The sequence below is a fragment of the Oleiphilus messinensis genome (assembly GCF_002162375.1).
GTDB classification, from domain to species: domain Bacteria; phylum Pseudomonadota; class Gammaproteobacteria; order Pseudomonadales; family Oleiphilaceae; genus Oleiphilus; species Oleiphilus messinensis.
In genome coordinates, this window is the sequence record NZ_CP021425.1 from 1,796,469 (window position 1) to 1,812,404 (window position 15,936).

Consider the following 15,936-nt stretch of genomic DNA (forward strand, 5'->3'; position numbering starts at 1 on the left):
TTTGAAGTCACACATGAGTATCTGGCGAGGACAGGCACTGCCCTCACACTTGGTACCGCACAGCCTCTGTGCGCCAGCAGCACGCCGGGTCCTCATGCCGTAACCCGAGTAGATACCCGTCAATACTGCTATAACAAGAACGGCGATATGGTCATCTCCCCGGGGCGTACAATTCAATGGTCGCCGTTTGGTAAACCGGTTCGAATTGACCGGGGTAGTGGTAACACTGTTGTTGAATTTGAATATGGCCCGGATCGCTCCCGTACCCGTCGAATTGATCAGAAAGTCGGCGGCACCGAAACTACAACCACATACGTGGGGAGCTACGAGAAAGAAGTTCGTGCCGATAAAACCATCGAGCGTTATAGCATCGCGGGAATTGCCATTGTCACCCGTGAAACCTCGACCGAAAACGGAAACACTGTCACCACGACCAAAGAGCAGTATTTACTCCGGGATACGCTCGGCTCGGTAGTGGGCATCCTTGACCGCACCACACTGGACTACAATAGCCTGTTGGCATCCTCCTCCACTTATGATGCCTGGGGGCAACGCCGCCATTTGGACGGTACGCTCTTTACCTCGGCGGAACTGTTCGCAGATGCCAATGGTGATATCACCAATCGCGGTTTTACCGGTCATGAACAGGTGGATGGCGTTGGGCTGATCCATATGAACGGGCGGATGTACGATCCGGTCATCGGTCGGTTTATCAGCGCGGACCCGGTAATGCAGGACCCAACCGATTATCAGAACCTGAACCGATACAGCTACGTGCGGAATAATCCGTTAACCCTGATCGATCCATCTGGGTTTAGTTGGTGGAGCAAAAAAGGGCGCGGTATTTTTGCTAAAGTATTTGCTGCCTTCTTCCCGACAGTTGCCATATCCACGCCTCAGGGGCTGAAAGAATTTGGTCGCTTTGCGCGTAAGAACAAATATATTGCTGAAACAGTTCAGGTTGTGGGCTGTACCGCTGCAGCATTTTCAGGGCCCGCTGCACCGGCAGTATGTGGAGGTATTGTATCGGCTACAACCTATGGTGTGACCGATGGTGACCTTGGCGCAGCCATTCGAGCAGGTGCAATTGCAGCAACGCAGGCGTATTTGGCGAGCCAAATTGGATCAGCCTATGAATCCGGGACGTTGGGTGACCTGGATGCAGTGCTTGCGCATGGCCTACTGGGTGGAAGCGCCAGTGCTGCTCAAGGCGGCAGTTTTAACGATGGATTTGTGTCCGGTGCATTTGGTAAAGCGGCGACAATCAGCTTGTCAGCAGTAGGAATTTATGGCACAGACAAATTGCTCGGCGCACCCAAAGATGGCATTGTAAGTAAAATGATAGCCAGAACCATGGTCGCCGCCGTAGTTGGCGGAACCTCATCCCGGCTTGCTGGGGGACGTTTTGCAAATGGGGCGGTGACGGCTTCGATGCAACATCTTTTCAATGCAGAGAGCTTTTTCGATCCCGATAGACGTTGGCAACCGCGACTGGGTGTTCCTCCTGAGCACGAAAAGCAGGTAGCAATGCTTGAGGCAATGGCAAAAAGAGCTGCCATGGATGTGGATATGGATTGTAGTTTAATGTGTCTCTTACCTTTCGAGAGGGGGAGAAGAATCCATAAGCTATTCGAGCAGAGAGTGGATATGCTGTACGATTATAGTGCGGAGGTTACGTATTATCAGGGTTCTGAAAAATCATATGGTTTCCCTGGTGGTAGTCGAGCGGATGTTATATATGGCCCTCGTATAGCACCCACTTTTGCGCTAGAGCTGAAAACGGGTATTTTCCCTTACATAGATGACACACAGATAAATCGGTATATGGAGAATTTGCCGAAAAGTACACCTCTATACATGATGTGGGTTAGGTGAGAAACTGGAATGAAGAAAAAAAATCAATTGAAAGCACAGGAGCTACTGGGAGATGTAGGTATCATCGATTCCTACATTTACCTGAAGCCTGTTAATCATATTCTGAGTGGTTTTTGTGCCTCTAAAACACCAAATGGAGTCTATATTTACAGGTTTTCTTATCCGTTATTTGATAGAGCGGATAGCTTAAACTTGAACTTTAGTGAGCGATTACCCCGTCCCGATGGTCATATTGATTTTGATGAATATGACAAGGCATTGTGGGAAGTGGAGTACCTGAATAGAATAGCTCCTCGCTTGGAAGACGCGAGAGCGCATTTAGATATTGAATCACTTTATAGATATATAAATGATAATAGTGCCATATTGAGAAACGAGTGGGTAAGTAAGAGTTATATTTTGCTGCTTGTTTTAATGGAGAGGTATTCTGAATCATTGGAACAAATTGATATTCTACTTAAAGAAGAGCTTCCCGTAGGGAGGGAGCAAATAGCCTTGGAGTGCAGAGAGTTAAAAGAGCTTTTACGTGTTAAACCTGCTCGGGCTAAGGAACTAGTATTGGATTGGGAGCAGGAAATGAAAAAAAGACTGGGTATTAGTAATTAGGATTCTAGACAGTATAAGTTGAATCCGCTGATCCTGATCTAGAGAGGCTTTTAGTTAAGCCTGCTGAAGCCCCTCAGTCGGGGCTGCTGCTATTTTAGTTAAACATCAATCCATGCTCTGTTGAGATTGTCATTAACTCCATTGCCGCCATGGACAAAAGTGCTAAGCCTATTATAAATGGGCCAAGCTTGGGCAATATGGATAATGCTTTCAGGTTTTTATTTGGATACAAATAAGAATCGACAACCCTGCGGTAAGCCTTACCTTTTGCTGGGTAGTCTGGGACAGGCACGGCCATCAGGCTAACATTGATGTTGAAACGCTGGTCATCCAGGTATACGCTCGATTGGTTGAATGTTATACATCAGCATGCGCAATTGAATTGGCCACCGGTAATCAGGGGGCGATTAGACGTATTATAGCAACCATCAAACGCGTTCAGCGCCGGGAAGGGAAAGGATGAATTTTATCGGAATACGGTTTTGTGTTATATCACTGCTCGTTTCTCTTGCTGCAGGCGTTGGGTTACCCGTCTTGGCATCGGAGCATCTTCGGCAGCAGGTTGATTATCTAAGCTTTGCCCAGGGGGCCGTTCCCGTTAGTTTGGGCGGTGTGGCTGAGGAGCTTCGAATTGGGTTGAGTCATGCGCTTATGGCCATTGATGGTGATGTAAGAGGTTTTGTCCTCACACCTAAACCAGGTAATGCACAAAGCGAGGTTGTTTTTGTTTATCAACTTCCGGCACTTACGCGATTCTCTGCTTTTTCTGTCCCTAATGTATTGGAAACTCCGAGCCCTTCGCAGACCTTTATTCGGAATATTGAAATCGCAGGCTCAAATACCAGCGCTGAAGGGCCCTACCAGAAACTGGGAACGGTGACGTTGTCCACCCATGACAAAAAAGGGGAAACTACTACATTCGTTGTGGCGGGTGAGATTCCGGTTCGCTGGGTTCGGGTTTCACTTTCAGGTGGCATTGATATTCAGCGGGACAAGACTTTTTTAGAATTCAGCGAGATCATTGGCCATGGTCGTCAGGATGCTGTGCCGCTTTCACAGACGTTTACCGGTAAATGGAAAGGTCGTGGAGTTTTGTTGGAGCTTAAACAGGAAGATAACCGTGTGAGTGGTTGTTATGACCGGGAAGGCGCGTTGGAGGGCACCATTACAGGGAATATTCTTCGGGCTACAGGGCGAACCACACCGGCGGGAATACCCAGTAGCTTTGTGCTCGGTACCGGGGCAAATGGTGAGATATTCGGCGTACGCTCCACCAATGGTGCGCCTTTTAAGCTCTATCAAGGTGAGTCAGCACAACAGGTTACCACCGCTTGCTCGGAGAAACCCGTTGCTCCACCGGGCTGTGGTGCTATTCTGCATGGTATTCAATTTGATTTTGATTCCGCCAGAATCCGTCCGGAATCCGGCGCTTTGCTCGATGCATTGGCAGTGGGACTAAAAACCGCTGAAGCCTCTCGGATTACGGTTATCGGACACACATCAAGTGAAGGCTCTGACACATACAATCAAGGGCTGTCTGAGCGCAGAGCGAAGTCTGTCGTAGCTGCGTTGGTTGACCGAGACCTCCGTAAGCCGATTGCTGCATCGGGACAAGGCGAACAGGACCCAATAGCAGATAATAATACGGAAGCAGGGCGGTCATTGAATCGGCGGGTGGAAATTGCTTGTGATTAGCTCACTTTATAAGCTCCGGTAGTCTTGGCTCTGTTTCTGTCCTTTTTTCCGAGGAGAGCCGAAATCATGTGCTTGCAGCGTTAGGCTCATGCCTGTTGATTGAAACGCGAGCGGAATGCGTTCCAGCAGTCGATCACCATAGTGCTCTTCCAGACGCAGTTTATCCAGAAAAATATAACCGATATAACAGTCACAACAGGCTTTGGGGCAGGGAGCGGGGTTTAATATTTCGCGAATATCCTGTTGGTAGATATTGCCCATGACCGGTGATACAAAATGACAGCGGCGGACATCGCCCTCACCATCAATTGTGACGCTCCGATACCCGCTTTGGCAGGCTTCCCCAAAACTTGCGTAATCGTTCAGGTTGATTTCGAAAAGTGGGTCAATTGCTTTGAAAAAACGAATATCCTCCTCCGAATAGTAGGCAGGCTCGTCTTTGTAGGCATTTACCCAGAGGTACAGGTGCTCAGGCAGGTCATTTCGTAATTGCTCAGCCGCTGCTCGGTGTTCTTTTTTGCCGACAATGCCGACACTGCAGGCGACGCCCATGGTACTCAGCTTTTTGATGTGTGCAATGAAGCGCTTTCGGGGTGTTTCACCGGGGTGATAGGTCGCCCAGATTGCCGTACGCTGAATATTGGCTTGGGCAAGCCAGTCGGGGGGAACGCTTAAGTTAGTTTGAATGGCAACTTTTGTGACCTGGGGCAGGTGAGACAGTTTTACGACAGCATCCCGATACCAACGCCTGACCAGCGCTTCCCCCCAGGGCGTAAACAGGATCTGGATATTGTCCGTTATTGCCTGGTTTTCAACCCACTGGACGAATCGTTCCAATGCCTGTTGATCTTGTGTTCGAGCTGCTCGGTCATCTTCGCGTTTTGCAAACGGGCAGTAGCCGCAGGCATAGTTGCAGCTGGCCAGGGGGCCACGATAAAGAATCTGGAGTTTCATCGGGATTGATAGCTCGCCATTCGCTGGTGTACAGAGGTCGAGCCTAGCCAGGGGCCAAGGGCATCCGCTCGTTCCAACCCCGCAGCACTGAGTTTTAATCGGGTTCCTGAACGCTCAGCGAGTCCGAGTGCTTCCAGTTCGGTCAATACGGAAAAGTCCTCGGCACAGCGCGTGCCGAAGCGCATCTCATAAGCATCCAGATCAAGCCCTTCTGCCAGCAGCAGCGACTGGATTAAATAACGTCGTTTCTGCTCGTCTTCTGTCAAGATTATACCGTAAGGGGCGGAATGAAAGTCAGCGTCGGTTTGCTCAATATAGTGTTGAATCAAACTGCTGATCGACGTTCTGCCGACTGCATATTCGCTGCTGTAGTGAACTTGCCGCGTATAAGATCGTGCTCCTGCGCCCAATCCGAGCATACCGTCTTCCTGACAGCAATACACTGGTGCTGAGGACTGCGCTCCCGTCTTGCGGAACATGCGCATTGAGACTTGTTCATAGCCCTCTGCTATCAGCATGTCCCGTCCTTGTCGGTACAGGGACAACATGGAATGCTGGTATTCATTGTGTAGTGGAATAAGGCTGCTGTTCTTGCTTTGAATCCGTTCCAGCCCGGTTTGTTTGCGAATATAGAGCGGGTAGAGGTACAGCTCTTCCGGAGCATAATGCAAGGCCTGTTGCAGTGACTGAGCCCATGTCTCTGGAGTCTGTCCCGGTATACCGTAGATCAGGTCGATATTCAGCTGGCTGGCGCTATGCTCGCGAATCAATGTCAGCGCTTCATGTACAGACCGATTGTTCTGGCGTCTCGCCAGTGCCTGGGTTTCAGACTCCAGAAACGATTGTATTCCAATACTGATACGATCAACCTGGGCATTTCTTAGCACTTCCAGCTTGTCTGTGGATACCGTTTCCGGTGAGGTTTCCACCGAGCAGGGAATGTCCTGGCTAATACCCAAATTGTTGTATGCAATCTCAAACAGGCGTTGCAGTTGTTTGGCTGAAAAGTAGGTGGGGGTTCCGCCACCGAGTGCGAAGCGTGCAAACTTCGCGTCTCCTAACCAGTTTGCGGTTTGCCTGGCCTGGCGCTCCAGCGTGTTCAGGTAGCGTTCCGGTAGTGACTCATTTGGGCGAACCAGTGTGAATAAATTGCAAAAGCCGCAACGCATCTCACAAAACGGAATGTGAACATATAAAAACAGCGCATCTCGTTTTTCCCCTGCCCAGAGATCGGACAAAGCGTAAGGGGTGGCAAAGCTCCGGTAAGCGGTTTTATGTGGATAGGAATACGAATAGGCCTGATAAATTTGACGATCCAGATACGCCTGTAATGAGGACATGTTAGCTAACCTCCAAGAATAAATTCAGCATAAGGTACCGTCCAAACCACTTCATGCGCCAGGCGGTGACCTTTGTATCCATCCTCACCATAAGCTGTGCCATGATCTGAGCAAATGATCACCAGCGTTGGTCGTTGCCTCTGGAACGCCTCTAACAGTGGGGCAAGTTGACGGTCTACATAGCGCAGTGCAGCAGCGTGTGTATCGATGGAATCAACAGTTTCACCGTCCACATAGACATGATTTGGCTGATGTATCGCGCTGACGTTGATAAACATCAACAGCGGTTGGGTCTTGTTTCTGTGCGCGAGGATATCCAGTGCCAGCGTAACCTGGTTAGCGGTGGAATCGGGGTGAGTTACCCCAAGCTCAGGTGACCAGTAAGCTTTTTCAAACATGTTGGGAAACACGCAACCCAGGGGCGTTTGCTGATTGAAAAAACCAACACCGCCAATGCATACGGTGGCATATCCCGCCTGCGCCAGACCCTCAATGATATTGGGGGCATTCAGGACACACGTTGTTTGTGCTGTGGTTTCACTGCCGGGGAATGCCAGGGCAAATAAGCGCTCAGCTTGTGGATTCGTTACAGGGGTGGGAAAAAAGCCGGCAAATAGGGCGTGGTGTGCTGAGTAGGTAAAACTTCCGGGGGCATGGCGTTGTTCCCAGTGGGTGATGTATCGGCTCAATGTGGGCAGCTGGCCTGTATCCAGTGCTGTTCGGGCGACATCATATCGAAGTGTATCCAGTGTAATCAGGAGCAGATCATGACTTCCGATGATCTGATTCATATCGAGCATTGAGCAAGCATCCTTTCTTTGGTTATCACATTTAGGTCCTTACGTTTTTGTTAATCTGATACTGACGCCTTTGGCTTAATTCCATTTTAACCTTGTAGTGCTTGAGTTTGCTTGAGTGACAGGTTACGCATCAGTGATTGGCGTGGGTTGCAGTGTACCATTTACTGATTTGTAATTGTTGTGGATTTAGACCCCTGTGCCTGATGTTATGCAGATGATCCCCAAACGCATTAACCTCTAGTATGTATGGTTTTAACCGGCGGGAACTGAGCAGAATATCAATACCAAGCGTAAATGAGTCCGGGAAATGTTCTGCAACAGATTGCGCTGACTGGGATAGTGCTTCAATTACCTGCGGCGCAAAATGGGCTTCATCAATTGTGAGGCGCTGGTTTCCGAGATGCAGGTTGGTGAGCGGCGAGTGGCTTAGGCGTAGCAAGCTGTGACAGACTTCCCGCTGAACGGTCAGTACTCTGATATCAAAGCTTTTTCCCTGATGCTGAGCTTTGGGTATCCAATGCTCGACAAATGCCCCTTCAGCCAGAATATAGTCAATAATCTGATTGATTTGATGCCCCCCGGTGTAGCGGTGAACATGCAGGGAATTGTAAAGTACCGCTTTGCCTTTTGTGCTGACCCACTCCAGTGCACCTGTCAGTATTTCTGCTGAACCATCTGGTTTTATTTGATAACTCAAAACGCCAGATGCCGATGAGCCGTGGCGAGGTTTAATAAATACCCGATAGCAGCGAAGTTGTTGCATTTGTGCGCGAAGGGCCTCATGATCGGCGACCTCCGGGAGGTGTTTTGGAACAGTCAGTCCAGCGTCGCGCAGGGCACGTTGACAACGTAGTTTGTCAAACATGAGTACGATATCTTCCGGGGCGTTGAAAAAGCGCACCGGCTTGCCGAGGTATCTGGCCGCATGTTCTGCAGCGTGCTGTAATTGATCCAGTAATGTTTTAAACCCTCGATACCACTCACGCATGTAGCGTATGCAACCGGGGTCGGGTTCTAGTGCCATGGCCTGTGTTGGGCTCAGTCGAGCGTTGGGGTACTGTGCGCCGAGGGCGGTGAGCTGTTTTTCCACACCGAAATGTTCACCGGGGGAGTCTATTCGAATCACAATGGTATCCACATCGAGTTTTTTCAGTCGGGATACAAGCTGATCATGCAGCGTTGGTATGGCGTGCAATATTTCCTGATAGGATAGAACCGCAATCGGATCCCGGGTGTGCTCTGCTAAAGCAGCCCGGTAGCCAGTTATTCTAGGATGCTCAGGGTGACCGATTAAAAGCCATCCAAGGCGGGTATACGCCATGTTTTCGGTCACTCTGAAACTGAAACGAAGCGTCCGTAGTCATCTTCTTCTTGTGGGTCGGAAAGATCTACCTGAATTGGCAGGGCTTTTAATTTGGCTTGAAGTTCGTCACTGACGTAGTGGTAATGCAAATCCAGCAGTTTTAGCCCGGAGATGTAGTTGCTGTCCAGCAGGGCTTGAGCGCCTACGTCACCAAGTGTCCCCATAGACAGGTCAAGTACTTCCAGCTGTTCAATAAATGCTGCGTTTGCCAGTATTGTTGCAACGTCATCCGCAATCATGCTGTTGCGTAAACCAAGGTACTTTATTTTGGAAAAGTGGGGGTTGTGCAACAGGGGCTTAACGTCATCAGCCGTGCCCTCCCAGCCGTAGTTATCGTCACCCAGCCAGAGTTCCAGCGTTTGCAGTTCCGGGAGTTCACTCTGTGCCACCGATTCAAGGATTGAACCGAATAGACCACCACATTCAATGATCAGCGTTTTTAATTGGTTGTGTTTTACTTCGCCTAACTCCAGGCCATCAGAACCGCGAACTTGAAAGTGTTCCAGTTTGGGGAAGGCGGACCAGAGCTGACTGTAATCAGCCTGTTGAATCCAGGAGATCTCGCAGGCCTCACTGGTCATTTCCCCGACAAAAAGAGCTTTTAGAGCTGGGAGTGAACTTGCGTTTTCGATCAGCAAGTCGATCACCGGTTGAATTGAACTGTCGAAGCTTTCGTTCCATTCTCCAATAACAATTGCTTGCACTTCTGATACTTGGGGGTCTTTCAAAAAAGCCTGAGTCAGCTCCAGAATATCGCTACCGGCTTCAGCTGCTTCGTAGTCCACTTCCAGCAGAATGGCTGCGCCACTATTAACAATTCCATTTTGCGGTTCAAACCGCTCAAGTGGCGAATGATTGAATTGCTCAATTCGATAATAAATGGTCATCCCCTAAATCCCTTCGTTATTCCATTGTTGATGGTTCGGATGATAACAAGGTTTTGGGTCAGGTACATGATTGGAAGTCTGAATATTAATTAAAAAATCTCAATTTTTTACTGAATCCTTATCAGTATCACAAAAAACATCGATAACAAAAAACCAACAAAGTAATGGGCAGCTGAGTGAGGGTGATGCCGGATGCAAAACGCAACGTTCAGATATACATCGAGATGCTTGTGCTGTTGTTGTCGCCAAACTGTGTGGATGGTTGCGGGCATTGGAACAAAATGAAGATGTACTTTGAGCAGGCTTTATTTGAAAAGGAGAATCCCGTGTCATTGGTCAAAATATACGATTACAACGCAACAAGAGAAGCAATCGAACGTGCAGATGGTAAATGCATCAACATATATAAGCTGGTTCGTAACGATGTCAGTGTGAACGATTGGGGTAAAAAAAACATCAAGAAAAAACATCGGAATCCGGATGTTCATGAAGATTTTCAGTGGCCCGGCCACAAAGACGTAGGCCATACCTTTCGACATGTAGAAGCGACTGCACCGGCGGGTAAATCCGTTTACGTCGATCAACACACGGCAATCAGTTGCACCATGCAAATTCTGAACTCACCTGAGGGGCAGGCTGCATTACAGGATCTGCAAGGGCAGAATAATGCGTTGTATGACAACACCACACTTCGGGTTACGGCAACTATTGAAGGAACCTGGTACGGTAAAGCCGCCGTTGGTGGCGAGTCTCGGCGTATTCTGGAAGCCCGTTGCGAAATTACAAAATTGGGGGATTCGTTATGGGTTCATTCCAGTTATCCGAAAACGTTCTATAATAGCGTAGCGGAACTTGCAAAAAAGTTTGGCGGGTAAAATTATTCTAAGTACATCAAAGGAAGCGTGAGTGAGCCAAAATGAAATCAGGGGCGGGTGCCTTTGTGGCGCGGTGCGTTACGAGTGCTCGGCTGCGCCCATTGTCAGTCTGGTTTGTCATTGCCGGGATTGCCAGAAGAGTTCCGGGGCTCCGATGGTCGCCGTTTTATTTGTACCCAGAGAATCGGTATCGATTCAAGGCGAGTTGAAACAGTTCAGCAGCCCCGGCAGTTCCGGCAAGTTGACTGCACGACATTTCTGCGGTGAATGTGGTTCCTCTGTGCTTGGTGTCGCCGGGGCGATGCCGCAGTTTATGGCGATCTGTTCCGGAAGTCTGGATGATTCCAGTTGGGTCAAACCCCAGGCTCAATGCTGGACGGCCCGAAAGCAAAACTGGCTGGATGCGATTTCGTCCGGTCAGGATAGCGCCGAGTCGATGATGACGTTTGATACCATACCTGATTTCAAAAAAATGATGGGGCGCTGAGGTGTGACTCAGGGTGCCTTCTGTTCTGCTTCCAGTTCATCCCGCAGTTTCTGGCGTACGTTCATCAACACCACGCCGTACGTATTCTCACCCCGACGGTCTCGGCCACAACCCCAGAAGTAGTCGTAGGTGCTGTTTTCGACGATTTTCCGGTTACCGGTCTCAAGTAGCGCTTCTGCGATTTCTGAATACATTTTGCAGCGCGTATAAATAGCCCGTGTCATGATGACCTGGCGCATCTGGTGCCAGTTTTTCCGGAAACTCTTATGCCGCTTTCTTCCTGATTTTCGTGCCTGCTTGGGTGTCTCTGCAGTTCGGACCTGTTCCTGGCGAAGATCATCTTCAAATTTCATACCCTGAAAATAATGCTCTACAGTGGGCCATTCTTTACCCTCCAACTGGATTGGGTAAGGGGCGAAGGTACCGAGCAGGTTGTCACTCTCTGCTCGGGACAGAAACACAGCATCTTCAGTTTGGTCGGGGGGAAACAGCGACATCGGGTTCTTTACTCCAGGTTTAGACACACTGGAGTGTATTCGGTTTTTGAGTTCCGTACCAGTTCACTCGGCGACGCCGGTTATTGAATTTTTCTCGGTATCTGGTTTTGTGGCGATAATAAAACAGACCTCTCTGGATTTCTCCGCAGACCAGGTGTGTTGTATCTGAAAGCCGGTTTCTCGCAAGCTTCTTTCAAGTTTGCGTTGAGAAAATACTTCGACGGAAGGTAGCAACCGCAAAAAGTGGCCGACGGGGAGCATGTATTTCAGCACCCAGCCCATCAAAATATTTGCCTCGGCGATACAAGCCGTACTGCTGATAAAAACGCCCCCGGGTTTGAGCAGTTTAAAGCTTTGCTCAATTGCCGCCTCCCAGTCCTTGAGTAAATGCAGAATATTAAGGGCTAGCACTGCATCATAGGCGCCAGATGCGTTTTTGTATTCATTGAGTGTGGCGACCTTGAATTCCAGGTTTACGTTTTGATCAAGGTTCGATTGATCCTGTTTACGTTTGGCAATGGCGATCATCTTTGATGAAGCGTCGATTGCTGTATACTGAGTAACCTGGGGGGCGTGAATGAGTGCTGTGGAGCCGGTTCCGCAACCATATTCCAGGACTTTCATGTCTGGTTGCAGATAATCCTGTGTCAATCGCAGTTTCTGTTGGTAGCTGTGTTCATCGGCTATCGGTTTTTTGGCATACCGTTCTGCAATTCTGTCCCAAAATCGGATGGAGTGATCCATAGGCTTCCTCGTTGTCTTTTGTGGGTGTAAAGTATTCTACCTATACAAAAATGCAGTTAAAATTGGCGAAAAATGCACTTCATGTATGCGTAAATGTATGGATTGGCGTTCAGTTAAATTTGATTGGAATCGAGCACGTGCTTTTCTGGTGACCGCAGAAGAGGGCTCACTCTCAGCCGCCGCACGTGCCTTGGGAATGGCTCAGCCGACACTGGGGCGACAAGTCTCTGCGTTGGAAGAGGAGCTGGGGGTGTCTCTTTTTGAGCGGGTCGGCAAAGGGCTGGTTTTAACCCCTGCCGGTCTGGCCCTGATTGAGCATGTGCGCGCGATGGGTGATGCAGCCAGTCAATTGTCGCTGACAGCATCCGGTCAGTCCCAGGCGGTCGAAGGTTCAATTTGCATTTCGACCACCGAGGTGACGGCCTATTTTATCCTGCCGCCGATTTTGCAAAAATTAAGATCTCTCTATCCGGGGATTCACCTGGAAATTATTGCAACGAATGATGCCAGTGACCTGAAACGTCGGGAGGCCGACATTGCGATACGGGCATTTCGCCCCACGGAGCCGGAGCTGATTGCCAAAAAGCTGAGAGACTTGCGGGCCTCGTTGTATGCAACGCCGACATTCCTTGATCAACTCGGACGGCCGAAAACACCACAAGGGTTCGCCAATGCCGGTTTTATTGGTATCGGGGCCGGAAATGATGAGTATATCCGTGTGCTCCAAGAGCATGGATTTACAATTAATCACAGTAATTTTCCGGTTAAGACAGATAATCATTTACTGCATTGGGAGCTGACCAAACAAGGTATGGGAATTGGTGTTATGCCGGTTGAGATCGGAGACGCAGAGTCCGGTGTGGAACGTATTTGGGCCGGTCAAGACGTATTCAAAGGCGAAGTCTGGCTGGTTTCCCATCGCGAACTCAGAACCAGTAAGCGGGTTCGCATTGTTTTTGATTTTCTGGCCGCAGCTTTGGCGAATTAATTGCTTCTTTGCCATTCAAAGTACGTTAACTGATCTATAATTAGGCAGAGGACGTAAACATTTATCCTGTCGTTATGAAACTTCGTTACGTCCCAAGGGTCTCAACTTCGATTCCCCAAACCTCTTTTCATAATTCATCGGCGGAGATGTTTGTTATGGTCGCACGCTTTACTCGTGACTTGGTGACCAGTCGTTTATTACTCCCGGTATTCCTCATACTGATTGTCGCTGGGATTGTTCAGCTGATGACTAATCAGTGGATGTCGCGAAGCGAAATTGTTGAGCTAACCGAGGCTGTGGAAGTTGCTCTGGATAAGGGGCTGAAGCGAACTGGGCAGGAATTCACCGCGGCGCGGTCTGACGTTGAAGAGAGTCTTCAGGACATGCGTGCACAGACCTCGAAGGATCTCACAGAGCAGCTGAAGTTACAGCTCAAAACCCAGCAGAGTCAAATTGCCGAAAATCTCAAAAAAACCATAGTGGAAGAGACCCGGGCGTTGGCTGAGGTCGTCGCTGCGCTTGCGGCTCCCCTTATTTGGGATCGGGATATTCCCAAGCTCACGGATTTGGTAGAACGGGTTGATGCTCGTGAGGCCATCGTCTTTGCGGCTTTTTTCGATCAATATAATCAACGTCTGACCCGTTATGTAAATCGAGAAGACTCATTTGTGTTGCAGTTGATGGAAGCAGGAGAGGGGAGCGGAGCCATTGAAAAAGTACTTAGTGCGTCGGAATCCAATCCCGACGTTGTTGTCGTTACGGTGGACATCAAACCGCAGGGAGAAACCATCGGTCAATTCAAAGTGGGCCTGTCAACCGCCTCGGTAAAAGCCGAGATGGAGCAGTTGGCCCACCAATTTGATATTACGGTCAGTAATAGTGCCGAGGCGGTTACCTGGATATTGGATCAACAGACTGGAAAAGTTACATCCCGCCTGCAGCGTTTGTTGGCGGATGTGGAAAATGCTGCGAAAGTTGAAAATGAAGGTATGATGGTTTCGATTAACAGCAATGTTGAACATTTATCCTCAAAACTGCTCTGGTTCTCAATTGCTTCCAGCGTTGGCTTGATCTTGTTTGTCGCCGTTTTGTTGGGTTTTGGTGTTTTGGAAAAAATCAGGCAATTAAGCCAGGCAATTTGGCAAATTGCAGAAGGGGATGCGGATTTAACCCGCCGGGTGGAAATTACCGGCAAAAACGAAATCACCCACATGGCAGATGGTGTTAATCAGTTTATTGGCCGTATTCAAAATATTATCGGGCAAATCAATATCGGAACAGAAACCGCAGTGCAGGAATCTGCGGCTCAATCCAATGCCAGTAAAAAGGCGGTGCAAGTGGTTCAGCAACAGCGCGATGAAATTGATCAGGTGTCCTCTGCTGTTGTGGAACTCGGGGCGAGTATTGATCAGGTCGCGAATCATATCCGTCAGGTTACGGATTCGGTAAACAGTATTCACCGTGAAAGTCAGACGACGGCTGATATATCTGGTTCAGCCCGTGGTGAGCTTGATTTGACCGTTGAGGATGTGCGCCGGGCAGTCTCAGTGGTGGAGAATGTGGACACCCAAAGTAATGCAATTGGTTCTGTTCTCACGGTCATCGGTAACATTGCCGAACAAACCAATTTGCTCGCCTTGAATGCCGCAATCGAGGCAGCGCGGGCGGGGGAGTCCGGGCGGGGGTTTGCCGTGGTTGCGGACGAAGTTCGGACACTGGCCAGCAAAACGCAGCAGTCGACCACTGAAATACAGTCCATAATCGAGCGTCTGCAAAAAGGTACGCGGGAAGCTGTCGATACGATTAACAAGGCATCGTCACGGGTATCGGGTTCCAGTGACCAGATTCGCTCGGCAGATGAATGTTTCGAAAATATCAATGCACTCATCAGCCAGCTACAGGAGCGTATTCAGGATATTTCCGAAGCCGCAGAGCAGCAAAGTCTCACCTCGCAAACCATGAGTGATCGCGTCAGTGCGATTGCGATGTCTGCAGAGGCCACGGTTGAATCCATTGGTGTATCAGATAATGCCAGTCAGGAAATTGGCTCAGTCATTGGCGACCTTCGGAGCAAGGCTGCGCAATTTAAAGTTTAGATCAGTATGACGATTAGTGATTTAGGGCCATGGGCACCGTAGGCCAGCGTTTGCTGAATATCGGCTGTTTTTGACGGGCCGGATATCAACAATACGTTGGTTGGCAAGCCGGCTTCAGACCAGTTTTCCTGTTCGAGTAATTGGTCAAAGGTGTCAATAATTTTACTTTTGCGCAACAAGACCACATGTACAGGCGGAACCAGTGACATCAGACGCGGTTCTTCAGGGCCGGGGATAATGACCAATGTTCCCGTTTCTGCGATAGCGCCGTGGGCCTCGGTTATAGCGGCGTCTATCTGGTTAAACAGGGTTTCTTTGAGTTGCTCTACAGGTGTGGAGTAAGGGATTGCTTCAAGCGCTGGGAGTGCTGTGCAAACGTCTTGCGAAAATCGCCGACCTGTTTCAGTTTTTTCACTGTAAAGCCAATGAGTAAGCTTTCGTGTCTCAATCAGCCCGATTAGCATTTTCGGCCATTCATCTTTTGTACAATCGATGACTTCGGCATGGCTGGCCTGTAATGCTGTTGTGAACTTATTCAAGCGATCTGTTTCTGTATACGCTCTGCTGGTTTCTTTGATTCGATTCGCAGCTATTTGATTTACACCGGCTTGATCAAGCGCTGAATTGCGGTGCTGTCTCGTTTGGGCAGCCTTGAGTCGCGCAAGAATATTTTGTTTGGCGGAAGTCATTGCGTTTTTGTCCTGGCTATAGAATTGGCTTGTGATCATC

Annotated in this window: 16 protein-coding genes; 7 read left to right on the top strand and 9 right to left on the bottom strand. The window is 49.2% G+C overall.

The genetic code is table 11. The features are described from left to right. Positions 1 to 147 precede the first annotated feature (147 nt). Both OLMES_RS07825 and OLMES_RS07830 read left to right on the top strand, forming a co-directional pair. Positions 148 to 1,875, top strand: a complete 1,728-nt coding sequence (locus OLMES_RS07825; RefSeq protein ID WP_087460744.1) for an RHS repeat-associated core domain-containing protein — start codon at positions 148 to 150, stop codon at positions 1,873 to 1,875. Between the two features lie 9 nt (positions 1,876 to 1,884). After that, on the top strand, positions 1,885 to 2,481 hold the full coding sequence (locus tag OLMES_RS07830) for a hypothetical protein (RefSeq protein ID WP_087460745.1): 597 nt from the start codon (positions 1,885 to 1,887) through the stop codon (positions 2,479 to 2,481). Between the two features lie 94 nt (positions 2,482 to 2,575). Here OLMES_RS07830 and OLMES_RS07835 read toward each other — a convergent pair whose 3' ends face one another. Beyond that, complete coding sequence (locus tag OLMES_RS07835) at positions 2,576 to 2,779, bottom strand: hypothetical protein (RefSeq protein ID WP_087460746.1); 204 nt, start codon at positions 2,777 to 2,779, stop codon at positions 2,576 to 2,578. Positions 2,780 to 2,940: 161 nt separating this feature from the next. Between OLMES_RS07835 and OLMES_RS07840 the strand changes: the two genes are divergently transcribed. Next, the gene (locus tag OLMES_RS07840) at positions 2,941 to 4,176 is read left to right on the top strand and encodes an OmpA family protein (protein ID WP_087460747.1); all 1,236 of its coding nucleotides are present in this window, start codon (positions 2,941 to 2,943) and stop codon (positions 4,174 to 4,176) included. A gap of 6 nt (positions 4,177 to 4,182) precedes the next feature. On the opposite strand, the gene OLMES_RS07845 is transcribed toward OLMES_RS07840, so the two are convergent. From OLMES_RS07845 to OLMES_RS07865, 5 genes are all read right to left on the bottom strand, one after another. Next, on the bottom strand, positions 4,183 to 5,130 hold the full coding sequence (locus OLMES_RS07845) for an STM4011 family radical SAM protein (RefSeq protein ID WP_198343264.1): 948 nt from the start codon (positions 5,128 to 5,130) through the stop codon (positions 4,183 to 4,185). Then, entirely contained in the window at positions 5,127 to 6,470 is a 1,344-nt protein-coding gene (locus tag OLMES_RS07850) for an STM4012 family radical SAM protein (RefSeq protein WP_087460748.1), read from the bottom strand. The genes OLMES_RS07845 and OLMES_RS07850 overlap by 4 nt, the downstream gene beginning before the upstream one ends. A gap of 5 nt (positions 6,471 to 6,475) precedes the next feature. Next, positions 6,476 to 7,270, bottom strand: a complete 795-nt coding sequence (locus OLMES_RS07855; RefSeq protein ID WP_087460749.1) for an STM4013/SEN3800 family hydrolase — start codon at positions 7,268 to 7,270, stop codon at positions 6,476 to 6,478. A gap of 130 nt (positions 7,271 to 7,400) precedes the next feature. Beyond that, positions 7,401 to 8,591, bottom strand: coding sequence for an STM4014 family protein (locus OLMES_RS07860; RefSeq protein ID WP_157678212.1), 1,191 nt, complete (start codon positions 8,589 to 8,591; stop codon positions 7,401 to 7,403). An 8-nt stretch (positions 8,592 to 8,599) separates the two neighbouring features. Then, entirely contained in the window at positions 8,600 to 9,520 is a 921-nt protein-coding gene (locus OLMES_RS07865) for an STM4015 family protein (RefSeq protein ID WP_087460751.1), read from the bottom strand. 185 nt (positions 9,521 to 9,705) lie between these two features. Between OLMES_RS07865 and OLMES_RS07870 the strand changes: the two genes are divergently transcribed. Further along, positions 9,706 to 10,395, top strand: coding sequence for a hypothetical protein (locus OLMES_RS07870; protein ID WP_087460752.1), 690 nt, complete (start codon positions 9,706 to 9,708; stop codon positions 10,393 to 10,395). 31 nt (positions 10,396 to 10,426) lie between these two features. Beyond that, on the top strand, positions 10,427 to 10,882 hold the full coding sequence (locus OLMES_RS07875; protein WP_157678213.1) for a GFA family protein: 456 nt from the start codon (positions 10,427 to 10,429) through the stop codon (positions 10,880 to 10,882). Positions 10,883 to 10,890: 8 nt separating this feature from the next. On the opposite strand, the gene OLMES_RS07880 is transcribed toward OLMES_RS07875, so the two are convergent. Then, positions 10,891 to 11,379, bottom strand: a complete 489-nt coding sequence (locus tag OLMES_RS07880) for an NADAR family protein (protein WP_087460754.1) — start codon at positions 11,377 to 11,379, stop codon at positions 10,891 to 10,893. 63 nt (positions 11,380 to 11,442) lie between these two features. Further along, positions 11,443 to 12,123 carry a class I SAM-dependent methyltransferase gene (locus tag OLMES_RS07885; RefSeq protein ID WP_087460755.1) on the bottom strand — a complete coding sequence of 227 codons (681 nt, stop codon included), beginning with the start codon at positions 12,121 to 12,123 and terminating at the stop codon, positions 11,443 to 11,445. Between the two features lie 97 nt (positions 12,124 to 12,220). Here OLMES_RS07885 and OLMES_RS07890 point away from each other — a divergent pair, with 97 nt between their 5' ends. Beyond that, positions 12,221 to 13,111 carry a LysR family transcriptional regulator gene (locus OLMES_RS07890; protein WP_198343265.1) on the top strand — a complete coding sequence of 297 codons (891 nt, stop codon included), beginning with the start codon at positions 12,221 to 12,223 and terminating at the stop codon, positions 13,109 to 13,111. Between the two features lie 155 nt (positions 13,112 to 13,266). After that, the gene (locus tag OLMES_RS07895) at positions 13,267 to 15,207 is read left to right on the top strand and encodes a methyl-accepting chemotaxis protein (RefSeq protein ID WP_198343266.1); all 1,941 of its coding nucleotides are present in this window, start codon (positions 13,267 to 13,269) and stop codon (positions 15,205 to 15,207) included. On the opposite strand, the gene OLMES_RS07900 is transcribed toward OLMES_RS07895, so the two are convergent. Beyond that, a complete protein-coding gene (locus OLMES_RS07900) occupies positions 15,204 to 15,896 on the bottom strand; it encodes a LutC/YkgG family protein (RefSeq protein ID WP_157678214.1) in 693 nt (230 codons plus the stop codon). The two genes, OLMES_RS07895 and OLMES_RS07900, sit on opposite strands and share 4 nt — an antisense overlap. Positions 15,897 to 15,936: the final 40 nt, after the last annotated feature.